At 32.6% G+C, this 22,506-nt stretch carries 16 protein-coding genes; 6 read left to right on the top strand and 10 right to left on the bottom strand.

From position 1 onward, the window contains the following. The first annotated feature begins 78 nt into the window (after positions 1–78). The 6 genes from ABWU35_RS05525 to ABWU35_RS05500 all read left to right on the top strand — a co-directional run bounded on the left by ABWU35_RS05525 (position 79) and on the right by ABWU35_RS05500 (position 6,602). A complete protein-coding gene (locus ABWU35_RS05525; RefSeq protein ID WP_264377317.1) occupies positions 79–735 on the top strand; it encodes a RadC family protein in 657 nt (218 codons plus the stop codon). 106 nt (positions 736–841) lie between these two features. Next, on the top strand, positions 842–1,963 hold the full coding sequence (locus ABWU35_RS05520) for a hypothetical protein (RefSeq protein WP_019236553.1): 1,122 nt from the start codon (positions 842–844) through the stop codon (positions 1,961–1,963). Positions 1,964–2,042: 79 nt separating this feature from the next. Further along, a complete protein-coding gene (locus tag ABWU35_RS05515) occupies positions 2,043–2,948 on the top strand; it encodes a helix-turn-helix domain-containing protein (protein WP_019236554.1) in 906 nt (301 codons plus the stop codon). Positions 2,949–2,997: 49 nt separating this feature from the next. Beyond that, entirely contained in the window at positions 2,998–3,891 is an 894-nt protein-coding gene (locus tag ABWU35_RS05510; protein WP_250120255.1) for a helix-turn-helix domain-containing protein, read from the top strand. Between the two features lie 456 nt (positions 3,892–4,347). Beyond that, complete coding sequence (locus ABWU35_RS05505; RefSeq protein ID WP_019236555.1) at positions 4,348–5,247, top strand: DMT family transporter; 900 nt, start codon at positions 4,348–4,350, stop codon at positions 5,245–5,247. Positions 5,248–5,294: 47 nt separating this feature from the next. Further along, on the top strand, positions 5,295–6,602 hold the full coding sequence (locus tag ABWU35_RS05500; RefSeq protein ID WP_250120253.1) for a UDP-glucose dehydrogenase family protein: 1,308 nt from the start codon (positions 5,295–5,297) through the stop codon (positions 6,600–6,602). 17 nt (positions 6,603–6,619) lie between these two features. Here ABWU35_RS05500 and ABWU35_RS05495 read toward each other — a convergent pair whose 3' ends face one another. From ABWU35_RS05495 to ABWU35_RS05450, 10 genes are all read right to left on the bottom strand, one after another. Beyond that, complete coding sequence (locus ABWU35_RS05495) at positions 6,620–7,765, bottom strand: MFS transporter (RefSeq protein WP_264686281.1); 1,146 nt, start codon at positions 7,763–7,765, stop codon at positions 6,620–6,622. 127 nt (positions 7,766–7,892) lie between these two features. Continuing rightward, positions 7,893–8,945 carry a threonine aldolase family protein gene (locus ABWU35_RS05490; RefSeq protein WP_264687303.1) on the bottom strand — a complete coding sequence of 351 codons (1,053 nt, stop codon included), beginning with the start codon at positions 8,943–8,945 and terminating at the stop codon, positions 7,893–7,895. After that, positions 8,942–9,991: a threonine aldolase family protein gene (locus ABWU35_RS05485; protein WP_211908672.1), complete on the bottom strand. Its 1,050-nt coding sequence runs from the start codon at positions 9,989–9,991 to the stop codon at positions 8,942–8,944. Before ABWU35_RS05485 ends, ABWU35_RS05490 begins: the two co-directional genes overlap by 4 nt. A gap of 1 nt (position 9,992) precedes the next feature. Next, positions 9,993–11,768, bottom strand: a complete 1,776-nt coding sequence (locus ABWU35_RS05480; protein ID WP_155968450.1) for an ABC transporter ATP-binding protein — start codon at positions 11,766–11,768, stop codon at positions 9,993–9,995. Continuing rightward, positions 11,769–12,758, bottom strand: a complete 990-nt coding sequence (locus ABWU35_RS05475) for a phytanoyl-CoA dioxygenase family protein (protein WP_319803486.1) — start codon at positions 12,756–12,758, stop codon at positions 11,769–11,771. 4 nt (positions 12,759–12,762) lie between these two features. Further along, complete coding sequence (locus ABWU35_RS05470) at positions 12,763–14,439, bottom strand: WG repeat-containing protein (protein ID WP_263858704.1); 1,677 nt, start codon at positions 14,437–14,439, stop codon at positions 12,763–12,765. After that, positions 14,400–16,727, bottom strand: a complete 2,328-nt coding sequence (locus tag ABWU35_RS05465) for a glycosyltransferase (RefSeq protein WP_264377003.1) — start codon at positions 16,725–16,727, stop codon at positions 14,400–14,402. Before ABWU35_RS05465 ends, ABWU35_RS05470 begins: the two co-directional genes overlap by 40 nt. After that, positions 16,684–17,637 carry an NAD-dependent epimerase/dehydratase family protein gene (locus ABWU35_RS05460; protein WP_264376250.1) on the bottom strand — a complete coding sequence of 318 codons (954 nt, stop codon included), beginning with the start codon at positions 17,635–17,637 and terminating at the stop codon, positions 16,684–16,686. The genes ABWU35_RS05465 and ABWU35_RS05460 overlap by 44 nt, the downstream gene beginning before the upstream one ends. Before the next feature lie 125 nt (positions 17,638–17,762). Next, complete coding sequence (locus ABWU35_RS05455; RefSeq protein ID WP_264686213.1) at positions 17,763–18,512, bottom strand: NTP transferase domain-containing protein; 750 nt, start codon at positions 18,510–18,512, stop codon at positions 17,763–17,765. A gap of 542 nt (positions 18,513–19,054) precedes the next feature. Further along, positions 19,055–21,169: an AAA family ATPase gene (locus tag ABWU35_RS05450; protein ID WP_019236567.1), complete on the bottom strand. Its 2,115-nt coding sequence runs from the start codon at positions 21,167–21,169 to the stop codon at positions 19,055–19,057. Positions 21,170–22,506: the final 1,337 nt, after the last annotated feature.

Raw genomic sequence — 22,506 nt, 5'->3', positions numbered from 1 at the left:
ATGGCTCTATGCCAATGCTGATAAAAAAACAGCAGTAAATATTTAAAAAAAGTTTGTTGTTAGTGAAGGGTAAATTATATGAATAAAAGTAAAGAAGAAATAGAATTCAGAATATTAGAAAGCAAAGGCAAAGCACTACTTGATCGTGAAATAATGGAAACGTTTCTAAGTGCAGTACATGAAAGGCCGCAAGCTCAAGAAATTGCTAAAAATCTGGTGAATACTTATACGGGAGTAGGAAGGATTTTAGGCCGAGAAATGGATGACCTGAAAGTCATAGAAGGAGTAACTGATTCTTCAATAGCAATGATTATGTGCGTTAAGGAAACACTAGAAAGGGTACTGAGAGAAAAGCTCAAAAGTGAGCCAATAATGGACTTACAAGGGCTAGTAGAGTACTTAAACGTAAGTATAGGCCACTCAGAAAGGGAATGTGTAAAAATACTGTACTTGAATAAAAGGCGTCAACTAATTGGAGAAGAATCCTATATTGGTGAAATGGAAAAAGCACCAGTATACATAAAGGAAATTACAAGAAAAGCATTAATAAAGAATGCAACATTAGTAATAATGTCACACAACCACCCTGGGGGAAGTTTAGAACCTTCAGAAGAAGATCAAGAAGTAACAAAGAGCTTAGCAGCAGCATGTAGTACTGTAAGCGTTAGATTATTTGATCATATTATCATTACAAGTGGGGGTTATTTTAGCTTTCGAGAAAACGGATTGTTATAGCAGAAAGTATTTGCAAATCTGCTCACTATAATTTATAATGAGTAATATAATGTATAATAACAAAGTTTATTGTACACTTAAAAAGTATTTTTAATATGAGGTTTATATGACTAGTAAAGATCAGAATAAAAAGACTAATGTTAATCACAAGAAAATATTTGGTGCTCTTGAAAGCGTTGATATAGAGCAGTCTAAATTTGTGAGTAAAATTAATAGCCAGAAGGAGATAAAACTGGAAGATACAATGCCTTTCCCTAGCAGAAACGTTCAAATCAACTACGGAAAAGGACTTGATTATATATATGGCACAAAACCTGTAAGTGATCAAGAAGATAAAAATCCATTTGCCTCAGCTTTGCAAAAAATAAAGCCAAATACAGAGAAGCTGAGCTGGTTTAAGAGTTCTATAGTAGAGGCAAAAAACGTAAATGAATTGCACAAAGTTATAGACAAAGTACTAGCTTCTGGAGCAAGGCTAAATGCATGTAATGATGGAGAATGGAGCTTCGCGGAATATGTGATACTGGGCACACATTTTCATAAATTTGATAAGGCTGATCGTAAAAAGCTAATACGTAAATTAATGCTAAGTGGTGCAGAGTTTCATGATACTCTACTGCAGAATAAACTGATAGGTGAAATCTATAATGAGCTACAGCCAGAAGTTCAGCCACAGATAGATAAGCAACTAGAAGAGCTAGAGGAAGCTGGCGAAAATGCTGTGCAAGAAGGAGAATTAATAGATGTTGAGATAGATAATACAACATCGTATATAGAATTTTCTGGGAATAGTAAGGTAGAGGTAGCCAAAATACTGGAAGCAAACAGAAAGTTAGGAAGTAATATCTTAAAAATTGGTAATGATGCAGTTGAAGTTAAAAGTGAGAAGGGAGGTATAAGAAACTATACCGATATTTCAGATGGCAGCTCTATCATGTTAGAATTTCCTACAAGCATTGGTAAGCTAAATATTATATTGTACCAAGAGGCAGATCAGGTGCAAGTGAGAGTAGAAAATAAGGAAATGTGGGCTGAGTTACAAAAAAGAGGCGAAGAAATAGGAAAAAACTGTCTCTTTGGAGGAGTGAAACTTAAAGAAGCGGTAGAAAGAGGTAGTTTCACTAGATGTGGCATATGGAGTGAAAAGCAGAAGGAAGTAAGTGAAAAATTGTTTTCATGGGCAGACAAAGTACGTGAAAATAGTAAAGAAACTTGTAGGGCACTTTAATTTAAAGGTTCCAGAGTCTGGCTATTATATCTGGAGCCTTTGAGCTATAATAGAAAATATTATATGCAAGGTTCTTTTTGTGGAAAAAAGTCTAGATTATAAAGTGGGAGAAAAATTAAAAAGCTGGAGGTTAGAGCGAGGGTACACTCAGAAAGATTTAGCAGAGAAAATTGGTGTAAAATACTGGGTGATATTGCAATATGAGAAAGGGAATCGTAGAGTTCCAATTGAAAGGTTGTATGCTATAACTGAGGCACTATCAATCAGTATTACGGATCTTATTCCTGTATCAAAAAGCTGTCTTGAAGATGAAGAAGAAATATTAAATCTAGTAAGAGAATATAAAAAGATTAACGATCAGGAGTTACGTAAGATGTTTTGTTTGCTAACCAAATTTGTCCAAGTTAGTGAGAAAAGTAGTAGAAAATCGGAAAAAATAAAAATTGCAAAGAGTCTGGTTAAAGCAGGAGTTTCTGTTGATATTGTTGCAAAAACAATTGGTCTGTCTGCTGATGAATGTGTTGAAGAAAAAGTTGGTTCTATCTACTACCAAATAGGCAAAAAGATAAAGGAATGGAGACTAGTGAGAGAGTATACTCAAAAGGATTTAGCGGAGAAAATGAGTACAACACGTGACGAAATAAGCAACTATGAACAAGGACGCGTAGCTACTCCACTGGGAAAATTATATGAGATAGCAGAAACATTATCGATTAGTATTACAGATCTACTAACAGAGGAAGATGAAGGTAGTAAAGTGGAAAATGAGCTACCGAATTTGATTAAAGAATACAAAGAAATTGAGAGCCAAGAACTACGTCATGCACTAATAAAATCTTTGTTTGAAGGGATACGTATTTGTGAGGAGAAAGTGAGAGAGATAGAAAGGATTAAAGTTGCAAAGGATCTAGTAAAAGGGGGAATTTCTATTGATACTATTTTGCAAGCGGTAGGTTTATCTATTGATATGGTTTTAGATGGATAGCTCGTAAAAAAATTATAGCAATAAAGTTTTTTTCTTAAATGGAGGATAAATGTTTGTTTCTGCAAGCAATGTTAGTTACGGAATAGGGCAAAGAATAGAAAATTGTAGGTTAATGCGAGGGCATACTCAAATAGGATTAGCAAGTCAAATAGGTTTAACATACCAAGAAGTAAACAGCTATGAAGATGGGTATATTCCTATTCCAATTGAAGTACTATATATAATAGCAAGAGTATTATCAGTTGACGTTGTAGATTTATTACCTGAACCAGTAATAGTAAGGGAAGACAGCTATGAAGACGAGGAAATACTCTATCTAACGAAAATATACGAGAATCAAAAGTTAGGCAAAATAGTACCTTCATTAGTCAGGTTTGTTCATATTAGCGAAAAAATTAATCAAGAAGAGGCAAGGTTGGAAATAGCAAAAAATCTAGTGAAAGAAGGGGTTTCAGTTGACATAATTTCCCAAGCAACCGGCTTATCTATTTACGAGTATGATAATACAGAGAAAGAAGTCTGCACTGATTCTATATACTACAGAATAGGGCAAAGAATAAGAGAATGGAGATTGATAAAAAGGTATACTCAGAAAGATTTAGCAAACAAAGTTGGTTTAACACTCAAGGAAATACACGAGTATGAAATAGGATACACTGCCATATCATTTGACAAATTATATCAAATAGCAGAAGGATTATCAGTGAATATTAAAGTTCTGCTGCCTAAAACAAATGAAGATAGTGAACTACTTAATTTACTAAGAAAAACTGAAGAGCAAGAATTAGTGAAGAAATTTTTATCTAGGGATATGAAGAATAGCAAAGAGAAAGTTAAAAAAACAGAAAAGATCAAGGTTGCGAAAAATCTAGTGAAGGCGGGTGTTTCTACTGATGTTATTTTGCGAGCAAGTGGCCTAACTGCTGATGAGTGTGAAAATTGAATTGTGTTTAAGATACAAGTAAAAATAGTCAATATATTAACCATTCTAAATCCTTGTTTAGCTAACTCAACTGAAGCATTTTCATAAAGTTTTGCTGCTAATTCGTGTTGTTTGATAAACTTCAAATTTAATGCTTTTAAAATTGATGCTGAAAACACATATTGCTAATGCTAGCAGAGGAGCTAGTTGGTAAAATCGCCACAGCCGTCAGTACTCCCGATTACTTTTCCTGATAATGTGATAGTATTCGCAAGTATTATCATATATTACAAAAAAATCAGTTAGCATTTCTGTTTATTAAAATTATGCAATAAAGCTGCATTTTATATAACACTTCTCAAATTATTTCTACTAAATATTTATGAATATGGTTAAACAGTAGATAGAAGAAACCTTTTCTATTATTGATCTTTTGTACAGTAAAGTTATCTCATAAAATATTAAATTTGGAGTTTTATGGATCACAGACTAAGAGCTTATTTGCTTGGAGTTACCTGGTTTATACTCAGTTTACTTAGTAGTGTAGTTAATGATACTATATCAAAGTGTCTCGGTTTACACCTTCAAAGTTTTAAGATAATCTTTTTCCGTTTTTTATTTAGCACTATTACTCTTATACCTTTTATATTTTACTATGGAATAGGAGTTTGTAAAACAAGTCGAATATCTATTCAAATAACTAGAGGTGCATTGTTGTTTTGTGGAATGACCTTATGGACCTATGGGTTGACTATTTGCCCAATAGTAACTGCAACAATTATAGGTTTCTCAATACCATTATTTGTTATGCTTCTTGCAATTCCTTTTCTGGAAGAAAATATAATTTGGCAAAGATGGGTAGTAGCTGTCATTGGTTTTATTGGTATTGCTATTACTACTAAAGCTTATAGTGAGGATTTTAATCCTAAAATTCTTATTTTTATTGTATCCGCATTAATCTTCGCTATACTAGATGTACTTAATAAGAAGCTTGTAATGAAGGAGACAATAATAAGTATATTATTTTACTCAGCTCTAACAACAACAATTTTTTCCACTCCATCTTTGTTATTTTATTGGCATATGCCTTCCTTGTTGGAGTTAGTATTACTGCTGATTTTAGGAATAAGTTCAAACCTAATTCTGTTCTTCATGTTAAAAGCTTTTGCTCTTACTGATGCTACTGCACTTGCACCTTATAGATACATAGAGCTAATAATTTCTGCAATAGTAGCATACGTTATATTTAATGAATTACCTGATAAAAGTGCTTTATATGGTACTTTGATATTAATACCATCAACCTTATTTATAGCTTATTCGGAAGGTAAGGCAATTAAGAAAAATAATGTAACAACAAAAGTTTATAATTGTTAATGGTATTTATTTTAGATGCTAAGCTATATTTTTAAGGTGATAATAAAATGCACATAACTATTATAGGAGTAGGGTATGTAGGCTTAGTATCTGGTACAATGTTATCGGAGCAGGGCCATAAAGTTGATTGCATTGACATAAATACTGAGAAGATTGAACTTTTGAAATCAGGGAAAATTCCCTTATATGAACCTGGATTAGCAGATTATTTAGAGAATAATATAAAGTCACAAAGGATAAGATTTTTTGATTCGTATTCTCAAATAAATCCCAATACAGAAGTAGTATTTGTAACTGTAGATACTCCATCAGACTCCCTAGGAAATGCAAATTTAAAGAATGTATATAATGCAGTAAGTGAAGTTTCTGAGAGAGTTAATCAAGATTGCTTAATAGTGATAAAGTCAACTGTTCCTCCTGGTACTGCAGAAAATATACATAATTATTTATCTAATAAGGGCTATAACTTTGATTTAGGAGTTAATCCAGAGTTTCTCAAGCAAGGCTCTGCAGTATCAGATTTTTTATACCCAGATAGGATAATAATAGGAGTAAAAACTAAGCTAGCTAGGGCAAAACTAGAAGTTATATATAGATCATTTATAGATAAGAATATTCCGTTAATAGTCACTGATACAGTTACTGCTGAAATGATTAAATATGCTTCTAATGCCTTTCTAGCAACAAAGGTTGCTTTTATCAATGAGATGGCAGGTTTATGTGAGCTATTAGGAGCAGACATTGACCTTTTAGCTAACAGTATGGGAATGGACCATAGAATAGGTAAGGAATTTCTCAAAGCTGGTCCAGGATTTGGAGGATCATGTTTTCCTAAAGATTTGTCAGCTTTAATAAGGCTTGCTGAAGACCACAATGTTAAGCTACAAATTTTAAATTCAGTTAAAGAATCTAACTATAATCATATAACAAACATTGCTAAAAAGGTAGAATATGTATTAAATGGAGTCCAAAATAAAAAAATAGCAATATGGGGGCTAACTTTTAAGTCTGGTACTGATGATGTAAGAAATAGCCCAGCTATAGATATTGCACAATTGTTAGTGAATAACAAGGCTAAAATTACTGCATATGACCCAATGGGGATGGATAATGCTAGGCAAGTTCTAAAGGATATAGAATACGCGGACAATGCTATAGGGGCTGCAAGGGACGCGGAAGCCTTGTTATTGTTAACGGAGTGGAAAGAATTTAAAAATCAAGATTTTGCAAGTTTAAAGAGTATTATGGCTGCACCTAATGTTTTTGATTTCCGTAATTTATTAGATAGCGAGCTATTACTAAGATATGGTTACCATGTTTATTCCTTGGGTAAAAAATCTATCTACAAAGTTTAACTGTTGAGAAATTTTTTTTACACCGCTTTACTTAGTTTTTTTAGATCTTTGCTTGATAGTATGGAAAAGCAAACGAGTGCAACAACAGAGCAAATGGAAAAAAATGAAAACATAATACTGTTACCACAGTGCTTAACAAGTACTCCTAAGAGCACGCATGAAAATATTGAACTTGCAATATACCCAAATAATCCTGTTAAGCTTACAATTGCACATACATTATTTTGTGGAGCAATTTCTACAGCTATAACACCTGTCAGTACTTGCACTCCAAATATAAAGAATCCTGATAAGATTGCACCAAGGTTCATAAGAATTATGTTTTGACCAAAGTTCATTGCAATAAAAGTGAGTGCTATACCCAACATATAAAGTGATGCCAGCAAGCTTCTATTTTGAAAGAAGTACATATCACTAATTCTTCCTGTTATTAAAGTTCCAAGGATTCCACCTAAATCATATACGCCTGTTATTAGTGAGGATTGTACAAGAGAAATTTGTAATTTATTCTTTAAAATTATAGGAAACCAAAAGAAGATTCCCATTTTTATAATATAAGCACAAAAAGTAGCACAACATAGAAACCATATGGAACTTGTTACCTTGATACCTATTTGAGATTTCTGCACCTTATAATAGGTAGTAAAGTTGGCACTTTCTTTGTAATATGCTTTTAATATTATATAAATTCCAAAAAGTAAGCATAAGAGACCAGAGTACAAAAATGCACTTTTTGCATCATATATTTTAATTATACTTGGTAATACAATTAAAGTAATACAAGAACCAAGTTGCTGAGATGCGCTCATAACTCCCCATGATGATGCAATTGAAGAGATGCTAGAGTTTGTAACCATAAACTTGGTAATAGCTGGCCAACCTAACCCTTGTGTCCAAGCTAATAATATTAATGTTAACAGTAATAAAGTTAGATTATTATATGATAAAGTTATACCAATGGTTAATAATCCAGTTGCAATATTGCATAGCCCAAACATAAATAATGGATTATTTTTGGAGTCCATGATTATTCCATTAACAAATTTTGATACTCCATAAAAAAAAGAAAAGCAGGCAAAAAAATAGCTTAATTTTACATGGTCAGTATCTATTAACAGTGGTAGAGCAATTGGTATACTTTGTCTTGATAAATAAAGCAGCATATATCCACAGAAGAATAGTAAATATTGAAAGAAGACAAAGTTCACACCTATTCCCAAATAGCTCTATGCAGATGCTAGCATAATACTATATTGGTATAATATTGTTTGACAAGAAGTTTGCAAACAATTAGTGCAGAAAATTACTTAGTATCTTTCTTATAGCAGATACAGTAGTATTAATATCTTCATAGCTTATATCTCTATGTGTTATAGCTCTGATTTTACCTTTGATGTTAGCCATTCTAATTCCATAATTTGTCATTAGTACGTTTATTAATTCTTGAGTAGATATACAATTATTACGTAATGAGAAATACGCTATATTAGTTTTGTATAGGTCAATATCAATTATAACTTGATCTATGGAGTCTAGGCCTTCTATAAGGTGCTGCATTTTTTTATGATCTTCTTCTAAAGAATTTACATTATTACGTAGAGCATATAAACATGCAGCTGAAATAATGCCAGCTTGGTGCATACCTCCGCCAATTTGAAACTTATAGTACCAAGCTTTTTCAATAAACTCTTCACTTCCAAGCAATATTGCTCCCATTGGAGCACCTAATCCTTTACTAAAATCAATGAATACCGAATCAAAATAACTTGCATACTCCTTTGGAGATATTTTAGTATGAGCACAAGCGTTGAACAGTCTTGCTCCATCTAAATGAGTGAATATGTCATTCTCTTTGCAGAGACTTGAGATCTCTTGAATATATTCTAAAGGCCACACAGCTCCACCACCAAAATTTGTCGTTTGTTCGATAGAAACAAGCCCAACTCTCGGAATATTTCTTAAACTAGGACGAGTAATAAACTCAACAATTTGTTCTCCAGTAAATATTCCTCTCGTACCTTTGATGGGCAAAGGAGTGGCATGTGCCTGGGCTGCGATCAAGCCAGATTGTACTATGAGTGGATGTGAAGTTTCATCAAGCAGCAAGTAATCACCAGGTTTTTGAATGTGTACTTTATAAGCAATTACATTGGACATCGTTCCTGAAATCAAAAAGATTCCTGCAGGTTTACCTAATATTTTACATGCGGTTGCCACTAATTCGTTTACAGTTGGATCTTCACATGCAGCTTCGTTTCCAACTTTTGCTTTAGCCATCGCTTCCCTCATTTTAGCTGAAGGGTCAGTGTTTGAATCGCTAAAGAAATCTATTTTTATTCTCATATTAAATTTAACACAACCTCCTTTATAATTTCAGCAGCTTTCATGATTTCTGTTTCCTTTGTGCCAAGATGGGTAACTGCTCTTATATGAGACTCGAGCCAAGGAAAAAGCAATAAACCATAAGCTTGGCACTTACTCAAGAAAACCTCATTAGTTACATTTAGTGCTTTTATACTGAAGCTTACTATATTAGTTTCTGGATAAGGTAGTACCAGTTTTATGTGTGGAATTTCTTTAATCTTATCTGCAAACAATTTAGCGAGCTTATTATCTTCTTTAAGCCTAGAGATATTATTCTGTAGTACGTATTTTGCTGCATTAGCACAATACCCTATCTGATGATAACCACTACCTAGCCAAACCTGTAGCTTTTTAGCCCTTTCAATTATCTCTCTTTTACCCATAAGCATTGAACCAAAAGGAGCGCCAAGTCCTTTAGTAAAAGAAAAGCTCATTGTATCCACATATTTAGCATAATCTGCTAAAGCAATATTTGTTTCGATATGGGCATTAAATATTCTTGCACCGTCTAAATGAAGATTTACATTGTGAGCTTTTAAAAAGTGATATAACTCGACTTGTTTTTCAAAAGGATAAATTTTACCATTAAACCCGTTTATACTATTTTCTATAGAAACAAGACTCACCTGAGCAAAAATTTTATACCTCGGCTTAGAATTAATAGCATATTCTACTTCATCAACATCTAAGATTCCGCTATTATTTCTAATACAATTAAATACGATATTATTTACTTTTGCATTGCCTGCGCTATCGAAAAAATTAACGTGGTAATTATAATGAGTTATTAGTTCATCACCAGGACTTGTTTGACTGGCAATGGCTAATCTATTTGCAAGCATACCGCTGGTTACAAATAATGCTTCTTCTACTTTGAATAATTGTTTGCAATATTCTGATAAGTCATTACAGCTTTTGTCTTCACCATAAGCAAAATCTCCAACAGTTGCATTACTTATTGCATGTATAACGTTGGAGCCCTGCAGAGTTGTAGTGTCACTTCTCAGATCAATAATTTTTTCCATCTTATTTTTTGCCATTCAAACAACCAATTTGAGCATTCCAAAGTTCCTTGTAAAGACCTTGCTTAGAAACTAATTCAGCATGTTTACCATCTTGGACAATTTTTCCTTTGTTAAATACTAGAATTCGGTCCATGTGTAAAAGTGTAGAAATACGGTGTGCTATAGTAATCGTAGTTTTATTTTTCATCAATTTGAATAAACTCATTTGAATTGTTTTTTCTGTTATAGAATCTAACTGACTAGTTGGTTCATCGAGAAATAATATTGGAGCGTTTTTTAAAAATGCCCTGGCTATTATTATTCTTTGTCTTTCTCCTCCAGATAGCTTGATGCCTTTTTCTCCGACTGTAGTTCCATATTGATCTGGTAGAGTCATAATGAAATCGTGAATACCAGCCAGCTTTGCAGCTCTCATTATTTCTGCGATAGTAGATTGAAGTCTACCATATATGATATTTGCTAAAATAGTATCATGAAATAACAATGGGTCTTGAGGTATTACAGATATTTGTTGCCTCAAAGAACTCTGTGTAACTTCTGATACTATTTGATTATCAATCTGTATATTACCTTTTTTAACATCAAATAGCCTTAGGATTAAGTTTATAAAAGTAGATTTACCACCTCCAGAATAACCAACTAGACCTACTTTTTCGCAAGGATTAATGGTAACTGAGAAATCTTGAAATAATGGCTCCTGACCTTCATAAGAAAAAGAAACATTATTAAACGTTATTCTTCCACTTAATAAATTTAATTCTTTAGCATTTTCCTTATCTTGAATTTCTGGTACAGTAGTCAAGATTGGCAATGCATCTGAAACTTTGCCGAAATGAGTAGAAAATTGGGTAAGATTCCTAGTTAGATGGTTAAGAAACTCTATAATCGATATATTAATTCCAAGTACAAGAGCAATATCTCCTATTGCAATTTTGTTCAATTGATAGTCATAAATTAAAAAGTACAAGTTTACTGCTTGGAGTATATCAAATGAATAGCCATATATAAACCAAAGACAAAAGTATGCCCATTGTAATTTTCTCTCTGCAATAGTTCTTTTCTTGCATATTTGAAAAAATTTGTGTCTCTCATGTGCTTGCTGAGAAAATAGCCTTACTGATATAACATTTAAAATACTATCTGCTATACTAGCTATTACTTGTGAATTTTGTTTAGAGTAATTATCAGCTAGTTCAGTAAGTACACGAAAGCTGAAAATCGATACTAAAATAAAAATGCTTACCCAAGTGAATGTGGCGATTGCAAATTTTATGTTTACTAATGATAAGGTATAAATAGCTAAGACTAATGCTATGCTGTAACCGAAAAAACAATCTATAAGCAATCTTATTAACTCTATCACACTATCCATTAAGTTACTGGCCTTATGTACTAAACTTCCGGATAAATTGTTCTGATAATAGGAATGGTCTTGTTGGAGTAGCCTACAAAAAGACATATCAGCTATTTTTTGACGCATTAAGGTAAACATTCGAATGTCAACAAAATAGCCATAGAATCTAAAAGCAGTAGTGATAAGTAATGCCATACCAAGATAAGCGCTTACAGGTAATAAAAGATTTTCAATTACATTACCTTCCTGATATTTTACAGCTGTATCTAGAATATTTTTTACTAAATACTTTCTAAAAGACAAATCAACAGCTACCACCAGAGCAACTAAAGACATTATAAGTACATTAAGCTTGAATTTAGATACTATATTCAAGATGAACATCAATACACATTTGAAGCTATCAACTCTACTTCTGTTCATTTACAATGCTAGCTCCACTACGTTGACTTTTTTATTGAGAAATACAAGTAGTGAAAACCATAAATTTTTGTATATTTTTCCTGAGATGTCTCCAGCATCATGTAGTGCTGATGCTTGATTTAGAATAAGCAGCTTATATAAATCTCGCTTAGCCTCAGTAGTGTCGATCTCAGAAATATTTGTAGTTGTATCTGTAATAAAGGCTAACCAGCTCTTGATAAGTTCTTCCATGTTTTTTGCTTTTATACTTTCCTGGTAGCCAAACAATGACAAGCATTCTCTCAGTATAGATTCTGTTAACTCACCACAATTGAGTATACCAAAAACTGAAGGCTGAGGTTTTGGCACATAGGGAAGGTCTTGATCTTTTATAATCCACCTTGTTACATAAGCAAATCTATCTTTAGCATCTGTATTCTTATCACTACCATGCCATAACCGTGAATCAAAAACTATCGCATCTCCTGCTGAAATAGGTAGTGACTTAATTTTGTAATTTTCTCGGTTGTTTGAGTACTGATCAAAAAAATATGGGTACCAAAAATCAACTAAAGGCTGTATTTCCCATTTATGACTGTTTTCTATAATTTGTAGTGCACCTGAAGTTTCACTTACATTATTCAAAGCTAACCAAACGGAAAAGTGGTAAGGATCATTGAAACTATAGGAGATGTCTTGGTGAAAGGGAACTGCATCTATTAAATCAGCAGTTTTACATATAACATTTGATTTTTTCTGCAGTATCTGACACTGAAGTGACTTTTCAAGGTAATTTTTAATAATTTTATCTAATGCTTGAGAGATAATTCCAGTTACTTGAGATAACATGCCCCATCTGCCGGTACAGTTTAAGTAGTCAGAAGTTGAAACACTTATTTCTTGGGATAGCTTTGATATCTTATTTGTTATATCACTTAAAGACTGAATTATTAGCTCTAAAGGAACCAGATTTTTGATAATAAAAAAACCATTTTTTTGTAATGTTTCCATGTGATTAACATCTGACATCAATAACTGATAAGTAATCTGTTAAAGGTAAAACAGCAAAAATTTTGAATCCTTTTACTTGTTTGAGTATTTTTTCCCAATCGTTTAATGTTCTTAGTTTACCTCCTGTTTCAACCATGACATTAATATCTACAGAGCCTCCAGTTGGAGAGCGGTAATCTAAAATAGTTTCTATCAATAAAATACGAGATATTCCTTTGACCAATTTTAAATAAGACAATACTTTATCATCATCATAGTGCTGTAGAAAGCGGCAAAAGACACCTAATTCATAATTTGTAACTGATAGTTCTTCCTGAGTTATAAGTTTGACTTTTAAATTTTCTACTAACTGTCTTGGTACTTTATGTTCGTTATATAGGCCTATAGAACCTTTATTGTGTATATCAGAATAAGCAAGAAATAAAGAGTGTACACCAAATAGCAATATATTCTTAGCATCATCTATATTAATTCTAGAATTAAACTCTTTAGTATCAAACCTAGAATATCCTAGTAATGCTTGGTAAAATGCTATTTTCTTATCTTCTGATGCTTCTCTTTCCTTAAAAGATTCAAATGAAGAGATAGACTTCTGTTTTAGTATATCGGCCATCTTTAACCAATTCTTTTCAGCGGCAACTCTTGCCCACATTGTTGCTGCTTTTGGCAAAAATGGTATTTCCTTAAAACACTTACCTTTTGATGATAGTTTCCATAAGTCCTCGTCCTTATCGTAATCAATAAACCCTATTTCCCACAACGCCCTTAACAGCCTTTCTAGATTTGGTACGATAATGTTTAACTTTTTAGATAAAAACGGCACAGTTGCAGGTAAAATATTTAACAAATCAAGTTCAATAGCAACGCTTGTTAGGTAAGTTTTCCAAAAGGCTGAAAGTTCTGCAGAAATCCTATGCACTTGAGATTCTTTACCTAAATCAAAAATACTAAACTTTACATTTCCGGTAATATCGATTTGTCCTAACACACCTTCAAAAGTTTCAACTTTTGCCATCCCATTATAAAATGCTTCTACCATTTTAAATCTCTGCTGGTAAACAGGATCACCATTAATATCTATATGAAACCAACCATGTTGATCTTCTGCAATAGAATACCCTTTATGAAAAACATTAAGTTTTTTATACCATTTATTATGTACTAACTTTCCATGATGATTAATATGTGTAGCTTTACCATCCTTATAGACTACAGCGATACCATCCTTAAAATCTCCAACATAATCATATTCCTCCTGATAAATCCTGTTGCCATTTAAATTAATATGAAAACATTTATCATGTCTTCTAACTACACAAATATCTTCCTGATAATTTCCAATCCATTGATACGACTGTTTGTATACTCTACATCCAGATGAATCAATATGGTAACACCCTGTATCATCTTCTACGGCCGCTCTATTAAAGTAGAATCCAAAAGTTTTTAGAAATCTATGATGATAAACTGCTTCTCCTCTTACATTGATATGATAAGCACCTGTCTGATCATAAACCGGTGCAAGACCGGGCTCATGAAATTTACCAACCTTTATAAACCTATCTTCATACAAAGGATTTCCTAGTAATTCGTGAAAACTCTCACACGGTGAAATTTTAATAGATTTAAGATTATCTTTGATTAATTGATCAAAGGTTTTCTCATGTTGCATGTTTTGCATAATTTGTAATTTAAATAATTCTTTTGTAAGCTTAGGTACTCACTACTCTGCCATATTTCCTCGAGTTTAACCTCATTAACATTACCAAAATTTCCTAATGTCTTACGGAGTTCATCTGGAGCACAGCAAGGACTAAACTTTCCTTCATTGTTTATCCATGCTTCTTTACCTAAAAATGGGCATTGACCACCTGGAGCCAAATCCTTAATACCTTCTTGAGAAAGAATTGTAAAATTTTCTAATTTTATCTTTTTACCATTTGGTAATAGCATATTATCTCTAAGCTCATATAACCTTCTCACCTCTGTATTCCATCTACTAATTGCTAACTCATCTCTTCTCATAGATAGATCCTTAATTTCCTCAAAATGTGCCCAAAGATGATGTCCTTTAACTCTATCTATGCCGTTTTTTATGGCCATCTTAACTATGTCATAGAGTTCATGTAAATTACTTTCCAAAAATGTTAATTGTAAAGTAACGGTACACCTTTCACCTGTATCGCTAAAGTATTTATCTCTAACTTCAAGGAAAGTTTTTAAATTTTCTGTCACTACTTCCCATTTTGAACCTTTCATGATTCTTTCATGAGTTTCTTTAGTTGCCCCATTCCAGGAAATCTTAACATCAGATAAAATTGGTACCAATAGTTCAGCCCATTTTCTAGCTCCTTTAATGGGAAAAGAACCATTGGTTGTGAGGTTAAGCTTAAGGCCGAACTCATGGCACAAATTGATTATTTCATCAAAGCTTTTATACATTAAAGGCTCACCCATAGTAGAAGGAATGATTTCCCTTAAAGGTGTGCCAGCTGCTTCCTTAATTACTTTTCTGATAGTTTCTATCGACAGTATCTTAGGTTTTATTCCTTTAGCTTTCTTTTCTTCTTTAACTTTGCTGTATGGTGAAAAACATTCGCACATTATACAAGCAAAATTACAGTAATCTGGATTAGTATCAAAAGTAATTCTCCAAGGACCGGGTTTAACAGCTACTGATTTGCCTTTCTTTTCAATAGCATTACGGTAAATCTTGTTAAGTTTCTCAATATGCTCACTCATAGAAGGTATATTTCCATTTTTAGTATAAGGATAGCCTTTTTGGGTAAGTTTATTGTATAACTCCTGATTTGTAGATAGGACTTGCATTTTTTCTGACAAACTACTTGCATCTCTGTGCTTAAATAATAGTCCATCTCTTACATATTCTGCCATACCACCATAATCGGCTGTTATAACTGGTATTCTAAGTTGCTGTGCTTCATGTATTACTAACGGTGAATTTTCACCCCAAATTGAAGGAACGACTATTGCATCAACTTTATTAAATACGTCAGTAACTATATTCTTATTATCATAACTTCCCATCCACTCTATTCTTTCTTTAACAACAGGTGAAAACTGATCGGCAATCGCTTTTAAAGCTTTAGTTTCTTCTCTTGCTGCTCCCCAAATTCTAAGTTTTGCTTTAGATGATAAGTGAGAAAAAGCTTTCAATAATAGATCAACACCTTTTTCGGGAGTATGAGTACCAATATAACCGAAAATAAACTCTTTTTCTTGTACTCTATTTCTATTCTTAAGACGATTGAGATCAAAACCATAATCAAGATAAGAAATTTTGTTTATCGGAACATAAAAATCCTGAGTAAATTTATCCATCAAGAATTTCGATGGGGAAATAAAGTAATCTATATAGTCTATTATTTTCCTTGTGTGCTTCATTCTAGTTGCAACCCATTGTTCCCAATAATTTAGGTCTGAATTCAGGAATTCTTCATCTCCTGTAAAATATCCCTTGTAACATTGGGTTGCACATTTTTGATCCTTTTGTCCATCACAAAGCTGTAATAAATCTTCAGAATTGCGTTGAATAAACCTTCCTCTTGGACACATTAACCAAAAGTCATGTAGCGTAAAAATTGTAGGTATATTTTCTTTAAAAGCAATTTCTGGTAAAGTAATTGATAGATGATTAAGATGACCAAAATGTATAAGATCTGGCTGAAAGTTATCTATTACTCTTTTAAATTTTATATCTACTTCTTCATTAATAAATTTATAACGATATTTAGCTATGGGTATATTAATTAAATGCAGTAAGATTCGAGAATCACTACGATCTAGGACTGTAGTGTAATAAAAATCAGGTAAAAAGCTATTTTCATACCTAGTAAATACTTGTACCTCATTGTTATTTGCTAGTTCATGAGCAAGAGTTTGGCTGTAAACCTCTGAACCAGCGCTATAATAAGGAGGGTAACCATGAATAACTTTTAATATTTTCATATATTACCATATCTATATTGTTAGGATACTCTTGTATATTGTTTTGTAGACTTTTTATAAAATTGCTTAATCCTACTTCTAATGAATGCTTTGGAGACCAACCAAGTAGCTCTTTAGCTCTAGTAAAATCACCATGGAACTTAGTTACGTCAAAATTTCTTGGAGGATAAAAATCAATTCTAGAATCACTTTTCGTGACTTTTAATATTGTTTTTGCTAAGTTTTCTAAAGTACATGGGCTATTAGTAGTAAGATGAATAGCAGGAAGAGAAGATTTTTCACTTTGTAAATATTTAACAGTTAAGCATATACCCTCTATAACATCATCCAAGTAGGTAAAATCAAAAACACATTCTTTACCTTCTATTTTAATTGGATCACCTCTTAATGCATTAATACAGAGTGCGGGAATTACTCTACTGTTATGATCTAGTAAACCACCGTATACATTTGAAAAGCGTAATATTGCTACATTAAAATCTTTTAAACTTGTTATTTGCTTCTCAATAAATGCTTTACCTTTGGCATAATTATTTATTGGATCGATACTAGCAGATTCTGTAACCGGCAGTTCCTTCTGCTCTCCATAGACTTCCCTACTACTTGCATATATAAACCATGGTTTATTTGGAAGTGACTTACATAACCCTAAAAACTGCATTGTACCATCAACATTAATTTTTTTACACAGTTCAGGATAAAGTTCACCATGTATAACTCGAGAAATTGCAGCCAGATGAATAATTCCTGTACACTTAGCAAGTAGTGGTACTATATCTTCTGAAAAAAAACTGAGTGGATTGTTGCGAAACCTAATATCACAGCTTATTACTTCATGGCCCTGGTTTTCTAACTTTTTCACCAAGGTTGACCCTATCAAACCTGCAGCACCTGTTATTAATATCCCCATGTATACCCTCTCACTACAAATAGGAAAATTTGTCGTACCAATTATCTTACAAGTAAGAATCAAAAGGTATTATAAAACCAGTATAAAACAAATGTCAACTTAAATTAATGAATAAAAAAATGTAGTTATGAAAGAAAAGTTGGCTGCCTTCTTTCTTGAAAATAGTGTTCGGCTTTAATCAAATCCTCTTTATTATTTACTCCCATTGCTTCTCTTTCATCAGAAACTACATAACCTACACTCAAGTTATTGTTTGCTGCAATGGGCACTATATCATTAAGACAATATTCATTGGTCGAATTATTGAATTTTATTTCTTTTACTAAGGTAAAGAGATCTTTAGCATATAAAGCCATTATTCCAGAGTTTGCAAGAAGCATTTTATCTCCATTTTTTAGGATTTTTTGAACATTTCCGTAATTATCAATTACTAATCTTCCATATTGTTCATCTTGACTATTGAATCCAAGAAGAACTAAATTATTATACTTTAAACAATCAGTCATTTTCATAACTGTATCGCTAGATATAAAAGGAGTGTCTCCATACTGTATTAAAACTATGTCTTGATCAGATAACTCCTCCAGATTTTCTAGAGCAATTTTAACTGCAGTGCCAGTGCCTGTAATATCTTCTTGAATTATTAGTTTTATATTGTATTGATCGATTATACTTTTTAGAGTATCAAAGTTTTCTAAATCTTTTAGAAGGGAGTTGTTAACAACAATTGATAAGCTTTTTAGACTCAGCGATTTTGCATTAGAAATTATATGTTCTAAAAGAGTAAGATTTCCCACTTGGTGTAATGCTTTTGAATATTCAGAATTCATTCTACTGCTCTTTCCTGCTGCTAATATTATCAAAATTTTACTCATACATAATTCAGGAATTGATTAGGTAGTAAGTTAATTTATAATTAGTAAGATGTAAAGTCCACTTTGATTTTCTAGAGGAAAATAACTACCATCGAACAGACAAAATTCGTTAAATTAGCATCTGTAGTAATTCTTAAGTAAAATTTTAGAAAGAGACGCCCCATAGTTATAATTGAGTGTGTGCTACTTTCAAGTATGGTTTTTATTGATGAAACCTCTTAGACCACTCTGTTTGAAATAAGGTAACTACTGCTTAATTCACCAAAAAGCCTGTAATTAAGTTCTAAAGCGAGTGTGTCCAACCCAATCGATTGTATCTCTTTAGCGTCTGTAATGCCCTTTAAAATTTGAATAAAATGTACTTATACTAATTCTATTAGTATAAAATAAACTTGCACATGATTTTATCGTCATTTTTATTCATTGTAAAGAAAATTTTGTATGAAGGTTTTTTAGAAAACTCACTTGCCCCTCTTAAATGCTCTCAACATCCTGAAAATTTGAATAAAAGTAATTGCTATTTTCAGAAACTTTTTGAAAAATTACCACAAAACATCTAAATCTTTAATAGGCAAGACCGCACCATTTGCTTGTAGATAGTAATGTGTTGGCTTTATTAACTTGTGCTCTACTTTATCTCCTACTGAAACTTTAAATTCCATATCCTGCACACAAAGAAATCCATATTTAGAATTGGTCCCATATCCTGCAGCATTACGAAAGAATTTAATCTGTCCAAGAGTTGCAAGATTATTTATTCTTTCTCTAATATTGCGCTCACTGCCAAGCCCCTCTTCTCCTTCAAAACGCTTTGCAAATTGTCCAGCAGTATAAATATTACCTTGATATGCGCTACTGCGAATTAAATTCAAGATAACCTCATGTTTTCTCATCCGTTCTAAATCCAACTTTTTACTATATTGATCTCTGATTATTGGTTCTGAATTTAAAACTGAATTGTCATGTACAAATGCCCCATTTTTCCAGTAAAGTGTCATTTGCCCGTTATTGCACTGCGAATAGTTAGATTTTTTGCGCGATAAAATTCTCTCATCAGGAGAAGCATTAGCTTTATCTGGTCTAGTCAAATACCAACGAGACCTTACTGTATTATTCCATGCTGTTGAACCGCCTGTGCCAGTTTTACGTATTATTCCCGCATCAGAAGGGTGGGCAAGTAATAAAACAGCTCCTTTTATTGCTTGAGCTATTCGACCACAACAACCTTGAATAAATTGTCTCACATGAGAACGGTCGTTTTCATTTCCTCCAAATAGGTCTGCTGCTGTATCTAATATCACAAGCTTCGGCTGAAACGATTCAATATCCTCAAGTAACTCTTGAAAGTACGTAGTTAATTGACCAGTATCTTTGTTATTAAAAACCATAAGTTGATTATTGTGCCCTGCTCGTGACCATAAGCCAACATTATCCTGAAAATCAGAAGATTCCATACCTGATTGATAAAATTCATTTATTGCGCATTGCCGACGCCAAAGTTCTTCTTCATCATCTTCACAGAACACACCATATGTCTTTATTTTTTCCAGATCTATTCCAAGCCAAGGTTTACCAAAAGCAGCGGCTGTCATTAATTGTTGAGCAAGGAGAGATTTTCCAACACCACCATCACCATAAAGAGCTGTAACACTTCCTACAGGGAGCCAATCCTTAATAACCCACTTTCTTTCTGGAGGGATATTGGTCCAAACTGTAGTATCAATTCTTTTTGACTTTCTTGAAGAATAAGGGCTTTTGTTGTTAAGGATAAATTCTTCAACGTTCATTCCTTCTAGCACACTATCTGCAGCATCCCAAGATTTTGGCTTATCTTGAGGAATCTTGAGAATAGAAAGTGATGCAACTCCAAAACCAGAAAGCTTTTTTGCGGCTTCTTGAGCATAATCTTTTCCAGGATCATCGTTATCTGGCCATATAATAATGTGTTTACCTTTAAGTGGAGTCCAATCAGTTTTCTCAATAGGTGCTTTTGCTCCAAACATTGCTGTTGTTGCAGTGATCCCTTGTTCTATGAGTAGCTCAGCACATTTTTCCCCTTCTACCAATATCACTCTATCAGATTTAGTGATGCCTGGAATGTTATACAGAGGCCTGATCTCAGGTGCAGTAAAGGTAGATTTTTTAGCATCAAATGGTTGATAACTTTTTCCTGAAGCAGTATCATAACGATATTTGCTGGCAATCAACTGATTATCCTGATCGAGATAGTCCCATTGAGTTATTCTCTTTTGCTCTTTAGTAGGTCGCTTGTTACATCCTATCCATTCACTTATCGAAGAAATTACTTCAACAAATTCTATTTTAGCGTTTTTCCCATGTGCAGCTGCCCAAAGATCAATAATGTCACCACCGTCCCCAGTTGCAAAATCAATCCATAATCCGACCTTGCCATACGCTAATTCAACTTTGAGGCTTTTGCCTTTATTACCTTGTACATCACCTATCTGAAATTTGTCACCATGAAAAGTTCCTCTTGGAAATAAATAAGAAAGGCATGATCTGATGTTTAATAATAGTTGTCTTTTTATTTCTTCTACATCAAATTGTTCTAATGGTTCTAAATGTGAGACAGCGTCGTTAAAATCATAATTTAAAGTATTTTTTTCTTTGACATCAGTTAAAAAATCTTGTACCATAGGTTGAAGCTCCTTTTAAAGTTAAGTGTTTGAAAGGTTTTTGAGCAAGGCTGTATTGGTTGCGGTCTTGTTCTCTTATCATGAAGTAAAAAATGTAGTAGGTGGTTCTCTTGGCAAAGCTTGAAAAATATATTAATAAGTGAAGGAAGTCAGTTCAGGTTTACAGTAAAGGTAAGATTGAAGGCTCTTAGAGTTTTCTTTCTTTTAAGACAAAATACTCTAATATAATTCTACAATATTTTCCTCACTATGTCAACTTCCTATTAAATAATCATAATGCTTCTATTTTGTCACATTGATATATTACATATTTATAGTATGTAATATATATTATATATAAGGAAATTTGCCATTTAACATTTTGGTTAAACCTCCACATATACGCAGCTTTGGAGCCGATTGGCAATTTTGCCAAATGAAATTTTATTTGCCATTTGAAATTCTCTTAAGGTATTGATTTTCTTGTATTTCTCTTTGTAAGTTCATCTGGTTATTTGGTAGGTTTGCCAAATGATTTGCATTTTGAAGCTTACTTTAATAAGTAAATATACCTATATGCTAGAAAATTTATAACAGTTGCTTACTGCATAAACTAAGTTCACTTATTAACATAACTCAAGAGATGCTTATATTTCTGTACCATTGACTATAGTATACCGGATCCCTTATCGATCTTTCCGGAAGTGAGGGAAATTTTTCCAAAACACGTTTACTCCTTATTATAAAAACATCTGACTTTAAACTTACACTATTTCCTTACTATATATGTTCACAAAAATTCTAAAAACTGTTCACTTTTTTAAAAAATTTTGCACAACTCCGCTTTCATACTCCACTAAATGACCTACTTTTCTAACGACTAAAAATGCAGTCCGAAATATGATTTGCTCTAAAAATTTTTCATTGAAATTACAAAAATGAACAGGTAACGCAAATTCTGTAAAGGACAATGGTGGTATTGAAAATTTAGCTCTGCTCTCAACTTACACTCCTCAAAAAAATTACAAAATTTAATTTCATTTTAACTTTAAACAAAAAGGCCACCTATAAGTTGCATCTGCATTATGTTGCAAAATATACTATACTTTCCTTATGAGACACTTACATAATCAAATAAGCTATCTACTACTTTTCTTCTCCTCCATAACAGATATATACTGTAAATGTGGTTTGAAATATGAATTGCTCTAAAATTTTTTTTATTACGATTTTTCTATTAAACTTTAATAGAGCTTAACGTGTTTACAATATACCCAGGTGAGAGATTTTCCGTCTATAAGAGGTAGCCGTAAAAATGCTATATTAGTAAAACTATTAATAATAATTATTTGTGAATT

The organism is Wolbachia endosymbiont (group B) of Xylocampa areola (assembly GCF_964028205.1).
GTDB lineage: Bacteria > Pseudomonadota > Alphaproteobacteria > Rickettsiales > Anaplasmataceae > Wolbachia.
This window is presented reverse-complemented; position numbering and strand designations above follow the sequence as displayed.

What these genes read in the sequence shown, in the direction of transcription:
- ABWU35_RS05495 (WP_264686281.1), bottom strand. Translation starts at nt 7,765, where the DNA reads ATGCTGCTTTATTTATCAAGACAAAGTATACCAATTGCTCTACCACTG.
- ABWU35_RS05490 (WP_264687303.1), bottom strand. Translation starts at nt 8,945, where the DNA reads ATGAGAATAAAAATAGATTTCTTTAGCGATTCAAACACTGACCCTTCA.
- ABWU35_RS05485 (WP_211908672.1), bottom strand. Translation starts at nt 9,991, where the DNA reads ATGGAAAAAATTATTGATCTGAGAAGTGACACTACAACTCTGCAGGGC.
- ABWU35_RS05450 (WP_019236567.1), bottom strand. Translation starts at nt 21,169, where the DNA reads ATGGTACAAGATTTTTTAACTGATGTCAAAGAAAAAAATACTTTAAAT.
- ABWU35_RS05505 (WP_019236555.1), top strand. Translation starts at nt 4,348, where the DNA reads ATGGATCACAGACTAAGAGCTTATTTGCTTGGAGTTACCTGGTTTATA.
- ABWU35_RS05465 (WP_264377003.1), bottom strand. Translation starts at nt 16,727, where the DNA reads ATGAAAATATTAAAAGTTATTCATGGTTACCCTCCTTATTATAGCGCT.
- ABWU35_RS05470 (WP_263858704.1), bottom strand. Translation starts at nt 14,439, where the DNA reads ATGCAAAACATGCAACATGAGAAAACCTTTGATCAATTAATCAAAGAT.
- ABWU35_RS05475 (WP_319803486.1), bottom strand. Translation starts at nt 12,758, where the DNA reads ATGGAAACATTACAAAAAAATGGTTTTTTTATTATCAAAAATCTGGTT.
- ABWU35_RS05525 (WP_264377317.1), top strand. Translation starts at nt 79, where the DNA reads ATGAATAAAAGTAAAGAAGAAATAGAATTCAGAATATTAGAAAGCAAA.
- ABWU35_RS05455 (WP_264686213.1), bottom strand. Translation starts at nt 18,512, where the DNA reads ATGAGTAAAATTTTGATAATATTAGCAGCAGGAAAGAGCAGTAGAATG.
- ABWU35_RS05510 (WP_250120255.1), top strand. Translation starts at nt 2,998, where the DNA reads ATGTTTGTTTCTGCAAGCAATGTTAGTTACGGAATAGGGCAAAGAATA.
- ABWU35_RS05520 (WP_019236553.1), top strand. Translation starts at nt 842, where the DNA reads ATGACTAGTAAAGATCAGAATAAAAAGACTAATGTTAATCACAAGAAA.
- ABWU35_RS05460 (WP_264376250.1), bottom strand. Translation starts at nt 17,637, where the DNA reads ATGGGGATATTAATAACAGGTGCTGCAGGTTTGATAGGGTCAACCTTG.
- ABWU35_RS05500 (WP_250120253.1), top strand. Translation starts at nt 5,295, where the DNA reads ATGCACATAACTATTATAGGAGTAGGGTATGTAGGCTTAGTATCTGGT.
- ABWU35_RS05480 (WP_155968450.1), bottom strand. Translation starts at nt 11,768, where the DNA reads ATGAACAGAAGTAGAGTTGATAGCTTCAAATGTGTATTGATGTTCATC.